This window comes from Caenimonas sedimenti (assembly GCF_007833165.1).
Lineage (GTDB): Bacteria > Pseudomonadota > Gammaproteobacteria > Burkholderiales > Burkholderiaceae_C > Ramlibacter > Ramlibacter sedimenti.
In genome coordinates, this window is sequence record NZ_VOBQ01000015.1 from 192,260 (window position 1) to 208,225 (window position 15,966).

General features: G+C 67.6%; 16 protein-coding genes. 5 read left to right on the forward strand and 11 right to left on the reverse strand.

Translation table 11 applies throughout. The features are described 5' to 3' along the window. Window positions 1-66: 66 nt before the first annotated feature. Window positions 67-216, reverse strand: coding sequence for a hypothetical protein (locus FN976_RS28950; RefSeq protein WP_222432856.1), 150 nt, complete (start codon window positions 214-216; stop codon window positions 67-69). A 171-nt stretch (window positions 217-387) separates the two neighbouring features. On the opposite strand from FN976_RS28950, the gene FN976_RS19775 reads away from it, so the two are divergent. Next, complete coding sequence (locus FN976_RS19775) at window positions 388-1,212, forward strand: undecaprenyl-diphosphate phosphatase (RefSeq protein ID WP_145894783.1); 825 nt, start codon at window positions 388-390, stop codon at window positions 1,210-1,212. Here FN976_RS19775 and FN976_RS19780 read toward each other — a convergent pair. Next, window positions 1,184-1,984 (reverse strand): esterase/lipase family protein, encoded by an 801-nt coding sequence (locus tag FN976_RS19780; RefSeq protein WP_222432857.1) that lies wholly within the window; start codon window positions 1,982-1,984, stop codon window positions 1,184-1,186. The two genes, FN976_RS19775 and FN976_RS19780, sit on opposite strands and share 29 nt — an antisense overlap. Before the next feature lie 186 nt (window positions 1,985-2,170). On the opposite strand from FN976_RS19780, the gene FN976_RS19785 reads away from it, so the two are divergent. Continuing rightward, window positions 2,171-3,526 (forward strand): serine/threonine-protein kinase, encoded by a 1,356-nt coding sequence (locus FN976_RS19785; RefSeq protein ID WP_145894784.1) that lies wholly within the window; start codon window positions 2,171-2,173, stop codon window positions 3,524-3,526. 96 nt (window positions 3,527-3,622) lie between these two features. On the opposite strand, the gene FN976_RS19790 is transcribed toward FN976_RS19785, so the two are convergent. From FN976_RS19790 to mutS, 4 genes are read right to left on the reverse strand one after another with little or no spacing between them, the layout of a single operon-like run. Beyond that, window positions 3,623-4,423, reverse strand: a complete 801-nt coding sequence (locus tag FN976_RS19790) for an alpha/beta hydrolase (protein WP_145894785.1) — start codon at window positions 4,421-4,423, stop codon at window positions 3,623-3,625. A 10-nt stretch (window positions 4,424-4,433) separates the two neighbouring features. After that, the gene (locus FN976_RS19795; protein ID WP_145894786.1) at window positions 4,434-5,762 is read right to left on the reverse strand and encodes an alkaline phosphatase D family protein; all 1,329 of its coding nucleotides are present in this window, start codon (window positions 5,760-5,762) and stop codon (window positions 4,434-4,436) included. 39 nt (window positions 5,763-5,801) lie between these two features. Further along, window positions 5,802-6,635, reverse strand: coding sequence for a proteasome-type protease (locus FN976_RS19800; protein WP_145894787.1), 834 nt, complete (start codon window positions 6,633-6,635; stop codon window positions 5,802-5,804). Continuing rightward, window positions 6,632-9,238 (reverse strand): DNA mismatch repair protein MutS, encoded by a 2,607-nt coding sequence (mutS, locus tag FN976_RS19805; protein WP_145894788.1) that lies wholly within the window; start codon window positions 9,236-9,238, stop codon window positions 6,632-6,634. Before mutS ends, FN976_RS19800 begins: the two co-directional genes overlap by 4 nt. A 112-nt stretch (window positions 9,239-9,350) precedes the next feature. Between mutS and FN976_RS19810 the strand changes: the two genes are divergently transcribed. After that, the gene (locus FN976_RS19810) at window positions 9,351-9,902 is read left to right on the forward strand and encodes a hypothetical protein (RefSeq protein ID WP_145894789.1); all 552 of its coding nucleotides are present in this window, start codon (window positions 9,351-9,353) and stop codon (window positions 9,900-9,902) included. Window positions 9,903-9,908: 6 nt separating this feature from the next. On the opposite strand, the gene FN976_RS19815 is transcribed toward FN976_RS19810, so the two are convergent. From FN976_RS19815 to cuyB, 3 genes are all read right to left on the reverse strand, one after another. Beyond that, complete coding sequence (locus tag FN976_RS19815) at window positions 9,909-10,979, reverse strand: mechanosensitive ion channel family protein (RefSeq protein WP_145894790.1); 1,071 nt, start codon at window positions 10,977-10,979, stop codon at window positions 9,909-9,911. Further along, entirely contained in the window at window positions 10,972-11,883 is a 912-nt protein-coding gene (locus tag FN976_RS19820; protein WP_145894791.1) for an inositol monophosphatase family protein, read from the reverse strand. The genes FN976_RS19815 and FN976_RS19820 overlap by 8 nt, the downstream gene beginning before the upstream one ends. Before the next feature lie 160 nt (window positions 11,884-12,043). Further along, window positions 12,044-12,760, reverse strand: a complete 717-nt coding sequence (gene cuyB, locus FN976_RS19825; protein ID WP_186511033.1) for a cysteate racemase — start codon at window positions 12,758-12,760, stop codon at window positions 12,044-12,046. 380 nt (window positions 12,761-13,140) lie between these two features. Here cuyB and FN976_RS19830 point away from each other — a divergent pair, with 380 nt between their 5' ends. Further along, complete coding sequence (locus tag FN976_RS19830; RefSeq protein ID WP_145894793.1) at window positions 13,141-13,869, forward strand: RNA methyltransferase; 729 nt, start codon at window positions 13,141-13,143, stop codon at window positions 13,867-13,869. Between the two features lie 9 nt (window positions 13,870-13,878). After that, a complete protein-coding gene (gene cysE / locus FN976_RS19835) occupies window positions 13,879-14,655 on the forward strand; it encodes a serine O-acetyltransferase (protein WP_145894794.1) in 777 nt (258 codons plus the stop codon). Window positions 14,656-14,732: 77 nt separating this feature from the next. Here cysE and mog read toward each other — a convergent pair whose 3' ends face one another. Next, window positions 14,733-15,329, reverse strand: coding sequence for a molybdopterin adenylyltransferase (gene mog / locus FN976_RS19840; RefSeq protein WP_145894795.1), 597 nt, complete (start codon window positions 15,327-15,329; stop codon window positions 14,733-14,735). Next, on the reverse strand, window positions 15,322-15,945 hold the full coding sequence (yjgA, locus tag FN976_RS19845) for a ribosome biogenesis factor YjgA (RefSeq protein WP_145894796.1): 624 nt from the start codon (window positions 15,943-15,945) through the stop codon (window positions 15,322-15,324). The genes mog and yjgA overlap by 8 nt, the downstream gene beginning before the upstream one ends. Between the last annotated feature and the right edge of the window lie 21 nt (window positions 15,946-15,966).

The window sequence follows — 15,966 nt, forward strand, 5'->3', positions numbered from 1 at the left end:
TGCGGCCAAGCCTGGGACTCTGCCATGCTGCAAAGGATTGCGGGTCAAGCCCGCAATGACAGCTGACTACGCCCAGATCTGCCTGTGTTTCTCGGCCAATTCCTGTTGTCGCATCATGATCTTCGGCACGTCGGGGTGCATCGGGTTGATTTCGGACATCGCCCAGCGGTAGAAGGCTTGGGCGACCACTACGTGGAGGAGGCTGATGACTTTCATGGGAAGCAATGGTGGGGGCTGGCCGTTTTTTCCCTGTAGGTTTCGCGCGCGCAGCGATTCCATGCATTTCCGGTGTGCATGTCGGACAACAGGCAGGCGCTGAGTAGTAGCGGTTGGCTGATGAGCCAGGCCGGCACGGCGATAATCCGGCTCTTTTGCCTGGAGAACCGTGTGGATGTCGTGCTGCTGGTGAAGGCCGCCGTGATGGGCGTGGTGGAGGGCCTGACCGAGTTCCTGCCGATCTCCAGCACGGGACACCTCATCCTGGCGGGCGCCTTGCTCGGCTTTGACGACGAGAAGGCCAAGGTCTTCGACATCGCCATCCAGACCGGCGCGATCCTCGCCGTGATCATCGTGTACTGGCAGAAGATCCGCTCGACGCTGGTGGCGCTGCCGAACGAGCGGGCCGCGCAGCGGTTCGTGCTCAACGTGGTCGTGGCGTTCGTCCCGGCGGTCGTGCTGGGGCTGCTCCTCGGCAAGATCATCAAGTCGCACCTGTTCGTGCCCTCGGTCGTCGCCACCACGTTCATCCTGGGCGGTTTCATCATCCTGTGGGTCGAGAAGCGCGCACCCGTGGCCGTGCGCATCCAGGAAGCCGACGACATGGACTGGAAGGACGCCCTCAAGCTCGGGCTGGTGCAATGCCTGGCGCTGGTGCCGGGCACCAGCCGCAGCGGCGCCACCATCATCGGCGGCATGCTGCTGGGCCTGTCGCGCAAGGCAGCGACCGACTTTTCGTTCTACCTGGCCATCCCCACGCTGATCGGGGCCGGCGCGTACAGCCTGGTGAAGGAGCGCGCGCAGCTGTCCATGGACGACCTGCCGCTGTTCGGCGTTGGGCTGCTGTTCTCGTTCCTCAGCGCGTGGCTGTGCGTGCGCTGGCTCCTGCGCTACATCTCCAGCCACAGCTTCACGCCGTTCGCGTGGTACCGCATCGCGTTCGGCGTGATCGTGCTGGTGACCTGGCTCACCGGCTGGGTGAAGTGGCAGGCCTGACCTTGGTCCGGCGCGCCCGGCGCATCGCGGCGCGGCCGCGCTGGTAGGGCCGCCAGCGGCCCTCCGGCTGCGCCAGCCGGTCCGCCACGATGCGCAGCACCTGCGCGTTGGTGCCCATGCCCAGGTGGCTCGCGTGCACCTCGATGTTTTCCGCGAGCGGCGAGACACGCTCCAGGCAGCCCTGCCAGCAGACGACACCGTCGTGCCGGCTGTACACCGACGTCGTCGGGACGTTCGGGCAGGTGCTCAGGCGCCGCTTCATCTCGGGGGTGAGTTGCGAGGTGTCGCCGCCCAGCAGCTTGTACAGCGTGCCGGCGTGGTTGGCACCATCCATGGAATTGAACGGCGTGCCCAGCGTGATGACCTGGCGCACCGACTCGGGGCAGCGCTTGGCGACCTCGCGGGCGAACACGCCGCCCAGGCTCCAGCCGACCAGGCTGACCTTGCGGCCATGCTGGGCGTGCAGCGTGCGCACGCGCGCCACCAGGCCGTCCAGCCAGGGGTCGAGGTCGCCCTCGGGGCCGGTGTTGACGCCGCCGCCCCAGTCGTGCGCGTCGAAACCGCTGTCACGCAGGAAGCGCCGCAGGTGCGAGGTGCTGAGGGCGCCGCCACCCAGGCCGGGATAGACGACCACGGGATGGCCGTCGCCCACGGGCGCGGCCCGGGCGCCGACCTTGGCGCCGACGAACTCGAAGAGGGCCCGCAAGGGCTCGGTGGCCAGCAGGGTGAGTGAAGGCGCCCGGTAGGCGCTGAGGGTCTCGGAAGGTTGCATGCTTCCCATGGTGGGGATGGCGCTTTCCCGTCCCTGTGGGCGGCCGGGTATCGGCTCTGTAGGACCACGACAACTGCTGCACCGCAGCACTGCGGCGAGATGTCCAACGAAGGTCCTAACCCTGCAGATGAATGGTTGTGAACCGTGTCGTGATCAGCGAATATCAAACATTCAGCTACAAACTCCATGGCCGACACTGCATTCGCTATTGGCAAGTACCGCGTCGAGAAGGAAATCGGGCGCGGCGCGAGCAGTGTGGTCTACCTCGCCTACGACGCCTTCCATCGGCGCAACGTCGCGGTCAAGCAGATCCACGCGCACCTCCTGAAGGAGGACGCCCTCTCGTACCGCTACCGGCGCAGCCTGCGCAACGAGGCGCTGATCGCCGGTCAACTGCGGCACCCGCACATCGTGCGGCTGTTCGACGCCGACGAGTCCGCCCTGCAGCCCTACCTGGTGCTCGAGTACGTCGAGGGCGACACGCTCGCCTCGTACACCTCGCCCGACAAGCTGCTGCCGGTGGCGCAGGTGCTGGACATCGCCTACAAGTGCTGCAGCGCCCTGCAGCACGCGCACAGCCGCGGACTGGTGCACCGCGACATCAAGCCCGCGAACGTCATGGTGCAGAGTGGCGGCAACGTGAAGCTCACCGACTTCGGGACGGCGATCTCGACGCGCGGTGACCAGACCCAGATCACCGGCCTGGTGGGTTCGCCGCTGTACATGTCGCCGGAACAGGTGCGCGAAGAGCAGCTGACCCACCAGAGCGACATGTTCTCGCTGGCCGTCGTCATCTACGAGCTGCTGACCGGCCGGCGCCCGTTCGCGGGCGATTCGGAATACGCCATCCTCTACAAGATCGGCACCGAGGACCCGCCGGCGCCCAGCTCGCTGCGCGCGCAGCTGCCGGCGGCGCTGGACGAGGTGATCCTGAAGGCGATGGCGAAGAAGCCCAAGGACCGCTACGAGGACTGGTCGGATTTCGCCGACGCGCTGCTCGCCATCAACCGCGCCATGCCCGCCAAGCGGCCGCAGGACCGCGAGGCGGTGCACTTCGTGCAGATGCGCCAGCTGCCCTTCTTCGAGGGCTTCCACGACGCCGCGCTGTGGGAGGCGCTGAACCTCGGGACGCTGCATTCGTACCCGGCTGGCAGCGCCCTGATGAAGGAAGAGTCGCCGGGCGATTCGTTCCTGATCATCCTGGAAGGCCGCATCGCCGTCAGCCGCAAGGGCATCAAGCTCGTGACCATCGAGCCGGGCGTGACGCTCGGCGAGATGTGCTACCTGCAGCCCGACAACCCGATGCGCACCGCGACGGCCGTCGCCGAGACCGACGTGGTGGCGCTGGAGATCCGCAATTCGGGCCTGCGCATTTCGTCGGACGACCTGCAGATGCGCTTCGACAAGGCTTTCATCCGGCAACTGGTGCAGCGCCTGATCGCCACCACGGCCAAGGTCGGGGCGTGGGATGTGGACACGTCGCGCACCGGTGACGGCGGCGGTCCCGCGCTCTCGCTGGCGCCCATGGCGCAAAAGAACTAGCTTCCGTAGGCTGGGGTGAGCCCGCAAGGCGAACCCCAGCGATCATCGCGCTGCGGGGGTTCGCCGGCGGGCGCACCCCCGCCCACCTGTCTCCCACTAAAGCGCGAGCAGGCTGGCCTCGATGGCCGCGGCCGTGGCGATGGGCTTCTCCATGGGGAACAGGTGGCTGCCGTCCACCAGCATGTGGCGGCCTCCGGTCAGCTTCTCCGTCAGCGCCATCCCCACTCTTTGCATCTCCTCCGACTGCAGGCCGCCGATGAATGCCGCCGGGCAGCGCAGCGGGTGCCGCTGCAGCAGCCGGTCGAGGTTGTCGGGCAGCGTGTCGTAGATCATCGTCTCCACGTCGCGGTCGAAAGCGAGCACGCGCTCGCCGTCTTCGTCGTGCGTGCCGTGCGCGACGTAGTCGGCCAGCACCTGCGGGTCCCACTTCGCGAAGGCCTTCTTGTGGCGGAAGTGCTCCAGCGCGGCCTCGCGCGACGGCCAGCGGTTCTTGCGCTTGCGGCTCACTGCACCGGGCGTGAATGCGCCGACCAGTTGCGCGGACTTCACGGCGCGCAGCGCCTGCGCTTTCCAGCCACCCAGCATCGGGGCGTCGAGCAGCAGGAGCCCGCGTGCGAGCTCCGGGTGGCGTGCCGCGCACATCAGGCTCAGGAAACCACCGAGCGAGTGGCCCACCAGGTACGCGGGCTGGCCTGCCTTCTCGGTTTCGCGCTTCGCGAAATCGTGCAGCTGCTGCACCAGGTGCGGCCAGTTGTTGGTGACAGGGTAGTCCGGGTCATGACCGAACCGGTCCACCGCCTTCACGGTGAAGCCGCGCGAACGCAGGCTCTTGAACAGGACGCCGTAGGTGGAGGCCGGGAAGCTGTTGGCGTGGGAGAAGACGATCAGTGGATTCATGCCGGGCCGGTCAGCGCGGCGTGCGCAGCGCCTGCGCCTCGAGCTGGTGCGACCACAGCTCCTTGCCCTGCGCATCGAACGACTTCATGGTGATGACGCGGCGCGTCTTCGGCCCGTCCACCGTGAAGCTGCAGAAGTTGCGGATCGGCACCATGGTGCCAGGGATGCGGTCCGGCCGGGCCGTGTCGGGCGCGCCGGGGAAGGCGCCCGCGGTCAGCGGCGAACACGTCAGGTCGTACAACGGGTACGTGCCGGCGCGTTCCACCTTGGTGAGTTCGGTGTGGTGCTTGTCGCCGCTGAAGAACAGCACCCCGTCGAGCCGGTTGCCGGCCAGCCAGTCCATGAAGTCCTGCCGCTCTTCGGGGAAGCGCGACCAGCCTTCGGAGCGCGGCGAGACATTGGCCAGGAACTGGCTGCCGCCCACCACCACCTTCAGGGGGGCGGTGGATTGCAGCAGCGCGTTCTTCAGCCAGCGCACCTGGGCGTCGCCCAGCATGCGCTTGTTCTTCGTGTGCGCGTCCTTGTCGGCGTCACGGTACCAGCGGTTGTCCAGCAGGAAGAAGTCGACGTCGGAGAAGCTGAAGCTGCCGAAGATCCCGGGCACGCCGGGCAGGCCCCAGCTGGCGTTCGCCCAGTAGCGCTTGAACATGTCCAGCGCGGCCTGCTTGAATTCGTAGGAACTGTTGGAGTCGTCCGGGCCATAGTCGTGGTCGTCCCAGATGGCGGCGTGCTGCCCGACGCGCAGCAAGGGCTGCAGTTCAGCCTGCGCGCGGTCCGCCTGGAACCGGTAGCGGATGCCCTCGGCGCTGGACCATTCGTTCTCGCGCAGGTAACTGTTGTCGCCCAGCCAGAGCGTCAGGTCGGGCTGCCTGGCCGCCATCGTGCTGAAGATGCCATAGCCGGCGCCGAAAGGGTTGCCGTCGCGGTCGCGCGCCGGCTCGTTCAGGTAGTGGCAGGAGCCGAGCAGGGCGGTGAATGCGGGGGGCTCGACCTGGCCGCGCCATTGCCAGCGTGTCTGGGTGCGGAAGTGCTGGACGTCACCGGCCGGCTGGCCATTCAGGCGCAGGCGGTAGGCGTAGCGGGTGGCCTGCTCCAGGCCTTCGATGCGCACGTGGGCCACGTGGTCATCCGCTGCCTGGAGTTGGGCGGAAACGCGCCGCGTCTTCGTGGGCTCCTGCACCGGCCAGTATTCCAGCTCGGCCCGCGCCGGCGCGGTGCCTTGCAGCCAGATGGTGGTGCCGTGCATGTCCGTGGCACCGACCATCGGCCCGGCGGCGAGCGACTGGGCGGCCGCGTGGGCGGCCCACGCCAACGCCATGGCAATGAGCAATCTGCGCATTTTTCGCTCCTCTCAGGCCGGCGCGTGCCGGCGTTCCCCTCAGATCAGCCGCTCTTCCGGCCGCGAGATCTTCTTCAATGGCTTGCTGCGCCCGCCCTCGGTGTGCGTCATCAGCGGGATCTCCGTGTGGGCGTCGTCCCAGACGGGGTCTTCCAGGCTGTCGAATACCTCGCGCAGCTTCTGGCCCCAGCTGGTGTGCAGCATGCGGAAGTAGGGATTCTGCATGTCGATGCAGACCACCTTGTCGGTCTCGAACCGGTTGGCGTCGTACACCACCAGGTCGAGTGGCGGGCCGACCGAGAGGTTCGACTTCATGGTGGAATCCATCGAGACCAGCGCGCACTTGGCGGCTTCGTCCAGCGGGGTGTCGGGCGTCAGCACGCGGTCGAGCACCGGCTTGCCGTATTTGTATTCGCCCACCTGGAAGTAGGGCGTCTCGGGCGTGGCCTCGATGAAGTTGCCGGCCGAGTACACCTGGAAGAGGCGCATGCCTTCGCCGCGGATCTGGCCGCCGAAGACCAGGCTGACGTTGAACTCCACGCCGGCGTGCTTGAGCGCCTCGGCGTCGCGGTCGTACACGTGGCGCACCGCCTGGCCGAGCACGCGGCAGGCGTCGAACATGCTGTTGGCGTTCCAGATGGTGATGGGCTCGCTCTCGGGCGTTTCCTTCAACTGCTCCACCTGCAGGATCTCGCGCACCGATTGCGAGATGCTCAGGTTGCCCGCCGACAGCAGCACCATGAAACGGTCACCCGCCTTCTCGTAGATGATCATCTTGCGGAAGGTGCTGATGTTGTCCACCCCCGCGTTGGTGCGCGAATCGGAGAGGAACACGAGGCCCGCATTGAGCTTGATGCCGACGCAATAGGTCATGGCTTGCTTTCTGTTTTCTTCTTCAGCGCATAGAGCGCGTCCAGGGCCTCGCGCGGGCTGAGCGCATCGGGGTCCAGCGCCGCCAGCGCGGCTTCCACCGCGCTCGGCGCGGCGGCATCCATGGCCGGAGGTGGCGCGAACAAGTCTACCTGCTCGCGTGCCTGGACCTGCTGGTTTTCCAGCGCCGCCAGCGCATGCCGGGCATGGTTGACCACCGCGGCGGGCATGCCCGCCAGCCGGGCCACCTGAATGCCATAGCTGCGGCTCGCCGGGCCCGGCTGGATCTCGTGCAGGAACACGATGTCGGCACCCGACTCGGTGGCTCCCACGTGGACATTGACTGCGCAATGGTGCTTGGCCGGGAACTCGGTCAGCTCGAAGTAGTGGGTGGCGAACAGCGTGAAGGCCTGGGTGCGGTCGTGCAGATGCGCGGCGATGCCGGACGCCAGCGCCAGGCCGTCGAAGGTCGAGGTGCCGCGGCCGATCTCGTCCATCAGCACCAGACTCTGCGCCGTGGCGCCATGCAGGATCTGCGCGGCTTCCGTCATCTCCAGCATGAAGGTCGACTGGGCATTCGCCAGGTCGTCGGCCGCTCCGATGCGCGTATGGATCGCGTCGATCGGCCCCAGACGGCAGGCCTGCGCCGGCACGTAGGAGCCCATGGCCGCCAGCAGGCAGATCAAGGCCACCTGCCGCATGTAGGTGGACTTGCCGCCCATGTTGGGGCCGGTGATGACCTGCATGCGCTGCTTCGGCCCCAGGCGGGTGTCGTTCGGGATGAAGGCGCCGGCGTGGGTTTCGGCCAGGCGCATTTCCACCACAGGGTGCCGGCCCTGCGTGATCTCGATGCCCGGCTCCTTGATGAACTGCGGGCGGCACCAGTTGAGCGTGAGCGAGCGTTCGGCCAGCGCGGCCAAGGCATCGAGCGACGCCAGTGCCCGGGCGAGTTGGGTGAGCGCGGGGATATGCGCCTGCAAGTCGTCCAGCAACTGCTCGTAGAGCCACTTCTCGCGCGCGAGCGCGCGCTCCTGGGCCGACAGCGCCTTGTCCTCGAACGTCTTCAGCTCCGGCGTGATGAAGCGCTCGGCATTCTTCAGCGTCTGGCGGCGGCGGTAGTCGGCCGGCACCTTGTCCAATTGGCCTTGCGTGACCTCGATGTAGAAGCCGTGCACCTTGTTGAACTGCACCCGCAGGTTGGCGATGCCGCTGCGGGCGCGCTCGCGGCCTTCGAGCTCCAGCAGGAAGCCGTCGCAGTTGTCCTGGATGGCGCGCAGCTCGTCGAGTTCGGCGTCGCAGCCGGTGGCGATGACGCCACCGTCGCGGACCAGGGCCGCGGGGTCTTCCCGCAGGGTGCTGCGCAGGCGCTCGCTGCAGCCGGGTGGCGCCGCGAGCTGGTTGCGCAAGTCCGCCAGCAAGCCAGTCGCGCCGTGCACCTGCGTCGCCACCTGCTCCGCCTTGGCGAGCGACAAACACAAGCCGACCAGCTCGCGCGGCCGCACCTGGCGCAACGCGATGCGTGCGCTGATGCGCTCGACGTCGCTCACGCCCTTGAGTTCGGCGCGCAGTTTTTGCCAGCCGCCTTCGCGCAGCGCCGTGATGGCTTCGAGCCGCTGGGAAGCGATCGTCCGGTCGCGCAGCGGCTCCAGCAGCCAGGCTTTCAGCGCGCGGCTGCCCATGCCGCTCTGGCAGGTGTCCAGCAGGGAGAACAGGGTGGGCGAGTCTTCGCCGCGCAGCGTTTGCACCAGTTCCAGGTTGCGGCGGGTGGCGGGCGGCAGTTCGAGGTGCTCGCCGTCGCGCAGCACCTGCAGTTGGCGGACGTGGGAGAGCGCGCGGCCCTGCGTGTGCTCGGCGTACGCGAGCAGGCCCGCGGCCGCCGCATGGGCGCAGGGCAGGGCCTCGGCGCCCCAGGCAGCGAGCGTGCCGGCCTGCAATTGCTCCAGCAGCTTGCGCTGGCCCAGGCCGGCGTCGAACTGCCAGGCCGGGCGTTCCGCCAGGGCGAAGCCGTTCGCGGTGCGCTGCCCCTGCAGCCGCTGCGTGAAGGCCGCCGTGCTGTCGGCGCCGTACAGCAACTCGCTGGGCGCGATGCGCGCGAGCCAGGCTTCCAGGTCGCCGGCGTCGCATTCGGCCAGCTGGATCGCGCCCTGTGTCACGCTCAGCCAGGCCAGGCCCACCCGGTGCCTGGCGCCTTGATGGACCGCCAGCAGCACCGCCTCGGACTTCTCGGCCAGCAACTCGCTGTCGGTGAGCGTGCCCGGCGTGACCACGCGCATGACCTTGCGCTCCACCGGCCCCTTGCTGGTGGCGACGTCGCCGACCTGTTCGCAGATGGCGACCGACTCGCCGAGCCGGATCAGCCGGGCGAGGTAGCCCTCCATCGAGTGGAAGGGCACGCCCGCCATCACCACCGGCTCACCCGCCGACATGCCGCGGCGCGTGAGCGTGATGTCCAGCAGCCGCGCGGCCTTCTCGGCGTCGGCGAAGAAGAGCTCGTAGAAGTCGCCCATGCGGTAGAACACCAGCGTCTTCGGGTGATCCGCCTTGATGCGCAAGTACTGCGCCATCATGGGCGTGTGGGCGCTGTAATCCGGCGGGTTGTGGGTCATCCTGCCGGGATTATCCCGAACGTTTCGTTGCCCACCTGCCCCTGCCATCCTGTACAGTGACGCGACCGTGAGTGCGCAAGGGGCGCGCCGTCCAACGGGGAGGAGCAGAAAAATGACGACCAACGTCAGGCAGGCCATCGCGGCCAGCATTTCACCCGATCTCGTGCGCCAGGCGTGCGAGGAAGCCAAGGCACGCTCCTCCGGGAGCGCGGAAGATTTTTACGCCCAGCTCGCCATGTCGCTGAAGCGGCGGGTGGCCGCCCCCTTGCCGGAAAACACGCCTTGGGCGGTGATCCTGGTCGCCGCCGATGGCGGCGTCCGCGCGGTGCTGAGCACCAAGGCCCCCCGATTTCTCGAACCGCGGAACATGCATGACGATATCGCCAGCGGCGCGGTTTCGGTCTGGTTCAGCGTGCACCACGAAGACGAGATCGCTCCCTTCGCGAGCCGGGAAGAGGCCGAACGCGGAGTGCAGGGGGTGATCACCGCCATCGGGCAGCCGGGACTGAGCGAGCGGCTGCGGATCGTCCCGGCGGACCGCAAGGGCGAACAGGAATTGCTGGTCCACATGGCCGCGATCGTCTCCCAGGCGGCGCCGGAGCCGGCCAAGTTCCTGTCGACGCAGGTGTTCCAGGCGTTCGTGAATCCGGCGAAGGCGGGCTGAAGGCGCTCAGGCGGGCAGGGGTTCCGCCTGGACGGTGCGCAGCTGCGGCAGGCTGTCCGGATGCTCGCGGTTCAGGAAGGCCAGCAGGCCCTCGCGGACCTTGCAGCCCAGGTCGAACGCGCGGCTGGCGTCGGCCGCGGAGATCAGTGCCCGCAGCTTCATCGTGCGTTCGCTCGTGTCGGCGACCACCAGCGTGCAGGTACGCCCATCCCATTCGGGGGCGGCGCGCACGATGCGCTCCAGCTCCGCGCGCAGCGGCGCCAGCGGCGTCGCGAAGTCCACGTGCAGGTACACCGGCTGGTGGATGGCCGAGTTGTTGCGGGTCCAGTTCTCGAACGGATGCTCGATGAACCACTGCAGCGGCACGATCATGCGGCGCTCGTCCCAGATCTTCAGCACGACATAGGTGCCGGTGATCTCCTCGACCCGGCCGAACTCGCCCTCGACGATCAGCACGTCGTCCAGGCGGATCGGCTGCGCCAGGGCCAGCTGCAGGCCCGCGATGAGGTTGCTGAAGATCGGCCGCGCCGCGATACCGGCCACGATGCCCAGCACCCCGGCGGAAGCCAGCAACGTGGCACCCAGCTGGCGCGCGCCCGGGAAAGTGAGCAGGGCCATCGCCGTACCGGCGATCACCACCAGCACCATGGCGCTGCGCGAGAGCACCCGGGCCTGCGTCTGGATGCGCCGGGCCGCGAGGTTGTCTTCCATGGTCGACGGGTGGCGGGCGATCAGCCCATCGGCCAGCCCGCCGATCACGCCCATGGCCAGCGCCGTCAGGACGGCGATCAGCGCCAGGCCGTTGACGTGGCGGACGGTGGAGATCCAGGGGAGCGTGTCGGGGGCTGCCTGCCAGACGATCTGCAGCGCGATCAACGGCCAGGCGATGCACGCGGAGCGTTCGGTGCGGTCCAGCAACGCATGCAGGAGGAGTGACCCGCGCGCGGTGCGGCGCAGCAGGGCGCGGACTGCGCGATGGATCCCCAGGGAAAGAACAACCGCCAGCGCGGCGGCCAGCAGCACGGCCACCCAGTGATTGTCCGAGAGGAAGGAGGAGAGTTGGGAGGTCTCAGGCATCTTTCGCGGGGGCCTCGTCCACCTGCGTGCCGGGACGCAGCGCGGGGTCGACCAGGGTGGGGGTGTTCTGCCGCAAGTCGGCCTTTTCGCCGGCGCTCGCGAACTTGCTGTGCTTCTTCAGGATCTGCACCAGCTGGCCGTAAACCTTCGGGTTGCCGGCGACGCATTCCTTCTGCTCCAGGAAATCGGCTTCCCCGGTGAAGTTGCCGACGAGTCCGCCGGCCTCGGTCACCAGCAGCGAACCCGCGGCCACGTCCCAGGGCGACAGCCCCGTTTCGAAAAAACCTTCGGTGAAGCCGGCAGCGACGTAGGCGAGGTCGAGCGCGGCCGCGCCCGGACGGCGCAGGCCGGCCGTGCGCTGCATCACGTCGGCCATCATGCGCAGGTACACGTTGAAGTTGTCGCCCGGGCGGAACGGAAAGCCGGTGGAAACCAGCGAGTCCTTGAGCTGCGTGCGCTTGCTCACGCGCAGGCGCCGGTCGTTCACGTAGGCGCCGCGCCCGCGCGTGGCGGTGAAGAGGTCGTTGCGGGTGGGGTCGTAGACCACGGCCTGCTCGACGCGGCCTTTCACGAGCAGCGCGATGCTGACGCAATAGACCGGGAAGCCGTGGATGAAATTGGTGGTGCCGTCCAGGGGGTCGATCACCCACACGTGATCGCTGCTCGCGTTGCCGTGTTCGCGGCCCGATTCCTCGGCCCAGATCCCGTGCGTGGGGTAGGCCCCCAGCAATGTCTCGATGACGGCGCGTTCGCTCGCGTGGTCGACTTCGGTGACGAAGTCGTTCACCTGCTTCTGGGAGATGCGGACGGACTCCACATCGAGCGCGGCGCGGTTGATGATGGCGCCGGCGGCGCGAGCGGCCTTCACGGCCACATTGAGCATGGGGTGCTGGTTGGACGACATTGGATTTTGGAAGAGCTGCGCCCGCGAAGGGGCAAAAGCCGTTCCGGCGATGCGGACGGCCAACTTAACGTGATTTTACCGGGTGGGGGTGTAGTCCGCCCCGCAGGGCTCCCGGAGGCGCCCTCTTACGTGGAATTGCCTATCCGCGGGACGGGCAGCGTCAGGCGCGGAAGGCGCCCTGCTCGAAGCGTTCGATGACTGCGGTGACCAGGGCTTGCGTCGAATCGACGACCGTCCTGGGGTTGTCCCGCGTGCGCCGAACCATGCCCAGGGGGATCTCGGTGCAGCCCAGGATGATCTGCTGCGCGCCGCGCTCGATCAGCCGGTCCGCCGCCACGTCGAACTTCTCTTCCGCTTCGTGCATGCGGTTGCCCTTGATGTCCGCGATGCCGGGGCTCACCAGGGTGGAGAATTCGTCCGGCCTCGGAGTCAGGACTTCGAAGCCCATCTTTTCCAGCACGCCCTTGTAGATGCCCATGCGGTGGGTGCCCTCGGTGCTGAGCACGCCGACGCGCCGCGTCTTGGGATCGTTGCGCTGGACCTGGCGGGCGCTGGCTTCGACGATGTGCAGCACCGGCGCCAGGCTGGCATCCGCCATGTCCTGGTACCAGACGTGCGCGCTGTTGCAGGGGACGGCGATGACCGCGCAGCGCGCCGCGTTCAGGAATTCGATGCCTTCCAGCAGCTGCGGCAAGGGCGACGGTCCCTTGCCCAGCACGGCGGCGGTGCGGTCCGGCGTGGTGCAGTCGCCGTACACGAGGACCGGGATGTGTTCCTGGTCGTGCCCTGCGCGCGTGGCCGCGGCGAGCTTGTAGAGAAAATCGGCTGTCGCCAGGGGGCCCATGCCGCCGAGAACGCCGAGCGCGGGTACGCGCATCTTGGACTCCACCGCCTTACGAATGATTACAGAAGTATCGCAGTTGTCGCCAGCAGAGACAATCCCAGGGCCTGCTAACGCTATTTTGGCGATGCGTTGCTCGCCAAAAAGGTCATGCGCGCGGGGTCCCCGGAAAATCGCTCCGCGATTTTTCGGGGGCCGCGCTTGGCGCGAGTCCGCAGGCGCAGTGACCTGCGTCAAGGACTCGTAACGCGGCGCATGGCCTTTTTGGCCGCAACCCGGAGCGAACGTGCCTGAAACCGCGCCAGGCGTCGTTCCACTCCTAGCCAAGGCGGCCAGCCTTGGCGTCGTCGTGCGCCTAGCCTGGCGCGGTTTCAGGTACGTTCGCATCGTCAAAATAGCGTTAGCAGGCCCTGACCGTGAACACCCGTTTCATCCTGATCGAGACCAGCCATGCAGGCAACGTCGGCGCCGCCGCGCGCGCCATGAAGGTGATGGGTTTCGACGACCTGGTGCTGGTGAATCCGCGCTGGGACGACGTGCTGACGCGGCAGGAAGCCGTGGACCGCGCCAGTGGCGCCACCGACGTGCTGGCCAAGGCGCGTGCCGTCGCGACACTTGACGAAGCGCTGGAAAATGTCACGCACCTGTGCGCGACGGTGATGACGGCGCGGGATTTCGGCCCGCCGACACGGACCCCGCGCGAGCACTTGGCCGCGCTGCCGGCCGCTGGTGGCTGCGTGGGCTTCCTCTTCGGCTCCGAGCGCTACGGCATGCGAAATGAGGACGTCTACCGCTGCCATGCCGCCTTGCGCATCCCGGTCGCGCCGGACTATGGCTCGCTCAACCTCGGTGCGGCGATCCAGGTGATTGCCTACGAATGGCGGATGGCGCTGGGCGGGTTCTCAGGTGCCGCGCCTTCCCCATCAAGCACGGAACCCGCCGACGCCCAGGCCGTCACCGGCATGCTCCAGCACTGGGAGCAGGCGCTGATCGAGGTGGGCTTTCTCGATCCGGCGGCGCCGAAGAAGCTGATGCCGCGCCTGAACCAGCTTTTCAACCGGGCGCAACCGACCCCCGAGGAAATCCACATCCTGCGTGGTGTCGCGAAAGCCATGGCCGACGCAGCAAGAAAAGCAAAGCTTTAGACTGTCATCATGTTCACGCGCGTGCGTTCCGACATCCAGTGCATCCTCGACCGCGATCCGGCTGCCCGGAGCACCTGGGAGGTGCTCACGTGTTATCCGGGCCTGCATGCGGTGGTGCTGCACCGGCTGTCGCACTGGCTGTGGAACCGCGGCTTGAAGTGGCTGGGCCGCTTCATTTCCATGCTCTCGCGTTGGTTCACCGGCATCGAAATCCATCCGGGCGCCAAGCTGGGCGAACGGGTCTTCTTCGACCATGCCATGGGCGTGGTGGTGGGCGAGACCGCCGAGATCGGTGATGGCTGCACGATCTACCAGGGCGTGACCCTGGGTGGGACCTCGCTCTACAAGGGCACCAAACGGCATCCCACGCTCGGCCGCAACGTGGTCGTCAGCGCCGGTGCCAAGGTGCTGGGCGGCTTCGTGGTCGGCGACGGCGCCAAGATCGGCAGCAACGCGGTGGTCATCAAGCCGGTCCCGGCGGGTGCCACGGCGGTGGGGATTCCGGCGCGGATCATCCCCTCGAAGGACGACACCAGCGCCGACGTCACGGGCCAGCCCGAGAAGTTCTCGGCTTATGGCATCACGCTGGAAGACGATCCGCTGTCTCAGGCCATGAAGGGCCTGATCGACAACGCCGGTTCGCACGAGCACCAGATCGCGCTGCTGTGGCAGGCGATCGAGAAGCTGTCGCAGGAGCGGCGCAGCAGCAGCGACTGCGTGCCGCTGGATGCACAGACGAAGGAAAACTTCGAGGCGGAGAAGCTGACGCAGCTGGTGGGGAAATAGGCGCCGCCATCCCGCAAAGCCTTGTCATGCCGGACTTGATCCGGCATCCATCGAGGCGCGCCACCATGGATCCCGGGTCAAGCCCGGGATGACACCTTGATCGCCGACTTCGGCCGGAACCCCTTGCACACCTCGTCGTTCGTCTCGAGGTAGGGCCCGCCGATCAGGTCGATGCAATACGGCACGGCCGCAAAGATCCCCGGCACCAGCGATTGGCCATCCGCATCCTTCAGCCCTTCCAGGGTCTCCTGGATCGATTTCGGCTGCCCGGGCAGGTTGATGATGAGGCTGCGTCCGCGGATCACCGCCACTTGCCGCGACAGGATGGCGGTCGGCACGAAGCGCAGGCTGATCTGCCGCATCTGCTCACCGAAACCGGGCATCTCGCGGTCGGCAATGGCCAGCGTGGCTTCAGGCGTCACGTCGCGCACCGCCGGGCCCGTGCCGCCGGTGGTCAGCACCAGGGAGCAGCCCGCGTCCACCAGTTCCACCAGCGCGGCGCTGATGCCCTCCTTCTCGTCCGGGATCAGGCGCGACTCGAACGTGAGCGGATTTTTCAGTGCGCGCGTGAGCCAATCCTTCAGCGCGGGCAGGCCCTTGTCCTCGTAGACGCCGCTGGATGCGCGGTCGCTGATGGAAACAATGCCGATCCGGACGGCGTCGTGCTCACTCATCGTCCGGTCCATCCAGCGTTTCGCGCACGATCTGGAAGATGTCGCGGAAGGCGCGGCTGCGGCGCGGGGCCAGGCCTTTCGAGACCGCATCCGCGTCCGGTACCGCTCCGTCCTTCCGGGCTTGGCGGATCAGCGCGCGCAGCTGCTGCGCGTCGGTGGCCGGATGCGCGTCCAGCCATTGCTGCAGCGCTTCGTCACGCGCGATCAGGTCGTCGCGCCAACGCTCCGCAGCGTGCAGGGCCAGCGTTTGCTGGGCCGAACCGCTGTGCTGTTCCTGGAGCGCATCGCGGATCGCCTGGCGGGTTTCTTCCTCCAGGCCGCGCATCAGCTTGCCGACGTACTGCATCTGGCGGCGCCGGCCTTCGAAGTTGGTGATCTTGCGCACGGCGTTCAGGGCGTCGTCGAGGCTTTCGGGCAGGGCCAGCCGCTCGTACAGGTCGCGCCGAAGCGTCAGCAGGTCTTCGCCGAGCTTCTGCAGCTCGGTACTTTCGCGCTTGAGTTCGGTCCGGCTCGGCACACCGCCCGTGCGTTCGGCCTCCAGTTCGAGGTCGAGCTCACTGCCTTCCGCCACGAACTCGCCGCGGACGTAGTAGCCTTTTTTGGGTTTGCGTGGCATGGGTCGCAAGTATCATAGCCC